At 57.2% G+C, this 3202-nt stretch carries 5 protein-coding genes; all 5 read right to left on the bottom strand.

The genetic code is table 11. The annotated features are described in order from the left end of the window. Positions 1-68: 68 nt before the first annotated feature. A complete protein-coding gene (locus BDE01S_RS09380) occupies positions 69-872 on the bottom strand; it encodes a phosphatidate cytidylyltransferase (RefSeq protein WP_066080700.1) in 804 nt (267 codons plus the stop codon). A 2-nt stretch (positions 873-874) separates the two neighbouring features. Next, the gene (gene uppS / locus BDE01S_RS09375; RefSeq protein ID WP_066080697.1) at positions 875-1621 is read right to left on the bottom strand and encodes a polyprenyl diphosphate synthase; all 747 of its coding nucleotides are present in this window, start codon (positions 1619-1621) and stop codon (positions 875-877) included. Between the two features lie 62 nt (positions 1622-1683). Further along, positions 1684-2241, bottom strand: a complete 558-nt coding sequence (gene frr / locus BDE01S_RS09370; protein ID WP_066080696.1) for a ribosome recycling factor — start codon at positions 2239-2241, stop codon at positions 1684-1686. 202 nt (positions 2242-2443) lie between these two features. Next, positions 2444-2740 (bottom strand): nucleotidyltransferase family protein, encoded by a 297-nt coding sequence (locus BDE01S_RS09365; RefSeq protein WP_066080692.1) that lies wholly within the window; start codon positions 2738-2740, stop codon positions 2444-2446. Further along, positions 2740-3202, bottom strand: a 463-nt coding sequence (locus BDE01S_RS09360; protein ID WP_218015870.1) for a nucleotidyltransferase substrate binding protein, incomplete at its 5' end; no start/stop codon positions are given. The genes BDE01S_RS09360 and BDE01S_RS09365, both read right to left, overlap by 1 nt.

Here is a 3202-nt window from a genome sequence, read left to right as displayed (position 1 = left end):
ATAACTTCTTCGACTATATGCCTATAGTCGAAGAAATTAAGGCATTGCGCGGACAGATACGGGCATATTCAGACGGCCTGCGTCAGCGCGACCACCGCCGCATAGACGCTCAACACGGCAATCAGCGAATCCACACGGTCAAACACGCCGCCGTGGCCGGGCAGCAGCGCGCTGCTGTCTTTGATGCCTGCCGCGCGTTTGAGCCAGCTTTCCAGCAAATCGCCGCACACGCTGACGGCGGTGAGCAGCAGACCGATTAAGATGGTGCTCAGCCAGCCGGTATCGAATGCCAGCCAACCGGCCTGCCGCGCCAGCGTGAGATACACCGCTACACATACCGCGCCGCCGATGGCGCCCTCCCAGCTTTTGCCCGGGCTGATGGCCGGTGCGAGCTTGCGCCGGCCGAACGCTTTACCGCAGAAATAGGCGGCCACATCCGCCACCCACACCAAGCCCATCACCGCCAGCAGCGGCAGCGCGGCTTCGGTATCGGGGCGCAAACCAATCAGGGCAAACCAAAACGGCAGCATCAGCAGCCAGCCGACGGCATAGGCCTGCCAGCCGCCTTTCAGCGTCCATTTCCGCTTCAGCCACAGCGGCATCGCCAGCAGCCAAAACGCCAAGACCGCGCACCAAATCCACGCCGGCAGCCGCCAGCCGCCGGTATAGGCCGCAAGCATAAACAAAGCGGTTGCCGCCAGATAGCGGTGGTTTTGCTGCGCGTCCAAGCCGCTCATGCGGGCGTATTCCCACAATGCCAGCAGCGTTATCAGGCCGCCGAATGCCGCCCACAGCCATTGCGGCGCGTAAAACAGCATGCCCAGCATCAGCGGCAGCAGCCATAAAGCGGTGATAATCCGTTGCTTCAACATGCTCAGCTCCTTTGCTGCTCGGGCGGCAGCTGCTCGGACGTGCGCCCGAAGCGGCGCTCGCGGCGGCGGAACGAGGCAAAGGCTTCATCCAAATCGGCATCCTGAAAATCAGGCCACAGCGTATCGGTAAAATGCAGCTCGGCATAAGCCATCTGCCACAACAGGAAATTGCTGATGCGGGTTTCGCCGCCGGTGCGGATAAACAGATCCGGCTCGGGCGCATCGCCCAGCATCAGATAGCGGCCCAAATCTTCTTCGCTAATCTGCGCCGCACCTTCGGCAATCAGGCGGTTGGCAGCCTGCAGAATGTCCCAGCGGCCGCCGTAATCGGCAGCGATGGTGAGCGTCAGGCCGGTATTTCCTGCCGTCAGCGCTTCCGCCGCCTCGATGCCGGCCACAATATCGGCATGAAAGCGGTGGCGGCAGCCGATGACTTTCAGGCGCATATTGTTTTCGTGCAAACGCGCGACCTGCTTTTGCAGCGACTGCAGAAACAGCCCCATCAGAAACGAAACTTCTTCCTCGGGGCGGCGCCAGTTTTCGGTGGAAAACGCGAATACGGTCAGATACGCCACGCCTTTTTCCGCGCAATAGCGCACCATGTTTTCCAAAGCGTCCAAGCCGCGCTTATGCCCCATCACGCGGGGCAGAAAGCGCTTTTTCGCCCAGCGGCCGTTGCCGTCCATAATCACGGCAATGTGGCGCGGCACATGGGTATGCGCCAAAATCGTTTGCGTACTGCTTTTCATATCTGCCTCGCAGGGGCTGATGCCATACAGGATGCGGATTGCCCGCCCTATTTTCAGACGGCTTAAATCGCCATCAAATCTTCTTCTTTCGCCGCCAGGATTTTATCGGCTTCTGCGATGTATTTATCCGTCAGCTTCTGCACCGCTTCTTCGCCGCGACGCGCTTCGTCTTCTGAAACTTCCTTATCTTTCAGCAGCTTTTTGATGTGGTCGTTGGCATCGCGGCGCACGTTGCGGATGGACACGCGACCTTCTTCCGCCTCGCCGCGCACAACTTTAATCAGGTCTTTACGGCGCTCTTCGGTGAGCATAGGCATCGGCACGCGAATCAAATCGCCCACCGCCGCCGGGTTCAAACCCAGATTGGAATCGCGAATCGCTTTTTCGATTTTCGCCGCCATATTGCTTTCAAACGGCTTCACGCCGATGGTACGCGCATCCAGCAGGGTCACGTTGGCCACTTGGCTCACAGGCACATCGCTGCCCCAGTATTCCACATTCACCTGGTCGAGCAGGCCGGTATGCGCGCGGCCGGTACGCACTTTCGACAGATTTTCTTTCAATACTTCCAGCGAACGCTGCATTTTGCTTTCGGCGGTTTTTTGGATATCGCTAATCATTGTGTATTCTCAACTATTAAAATCAATAAGATAGATGCAAAGGCCGTCTGAAAAACCCTTTTTCAGACGGCCTCAGGGTAAGATAACTCTAAATAGTACCGTTATTACGCCGTTCCGACAAGCCAAACCGCTTGAACGGCTTTGTTTTGCAAGCCTTATTTGCAGGAAAAAAGCCGTCTGAACATTTTTCAGACGGCTTTCATTATGCCTTAATCACTTCATAACGGCGGCGGATGATTTCCTGAAACTCCGCGCTCAAGTCTGACCAGTCCAGCAAATCCACCCGATACGGCAAATCCGAGGCACTAAACGCCTCTTCCGCCAACGCCATGCGGCGCAAGGGCAAGGGCTGCTGACTGATGACCACCAAGTCCAAATCGGAAAACGGCCGCGCCCCGCCCTTGACCCGCGATCCGAACGCCCACACCGCTTCTTCAGGAAAATGCCGCTGCAAAATATCCTGCACCATCGCCAAATATTCGGGAGCCAAATCCACCATCAGCGGTTACGCTCCTGCAAACCGCGCAGCAACACCCGGCTGCTGGACAAAAAGCCGCCAATCGCCGCATACACTTCCGCCGCCTTATCTTTGTCATAAGTGTGCGATGTAATATTACGCATTTTGCGGTAAAACACCCAGTCGTCCATATTGTCAATCAGCCCGCTTTGCAGGCCCAGGCGCAGCAGATCGCGAAAGTCCGCACTCTGCACTTCGTCAGGGCTGACCGCTTCCGCCGCCAGCTGCCGCCGCAGCATTTTCAAACCCAGCTCGTACACAAATTCAAACTTCTGAATCGCTCCCGCCACCAGCGTTTCCTGTACCACCGCGTCCTGCTGCTCAAACCACGCGCGGTCGGATAAGGCGGTAACCGTATCTTCCAATGACTGAAATGCCTTTTCCAAAGCGGTCAGCACCAGATGCTCTGCCATTTCCGTCGTCCTCTCTTTAAAACCGCCCTTA

The organism is Bergeriella denitrificans NBRC 102155, assembly GCF_001592185.1.
Lineage (GTDB): Bacteria > Pseudomonadota > Gammaproteobacteria > Burkholderiales > Neisseriaceae > Neisseria > Neisseria denitrificans.
The sequence above is the reverse complement of the archived record's forward strand: the minus strand, read 5'-3'. Positions and strand labels throughout refer to the sequence as shown.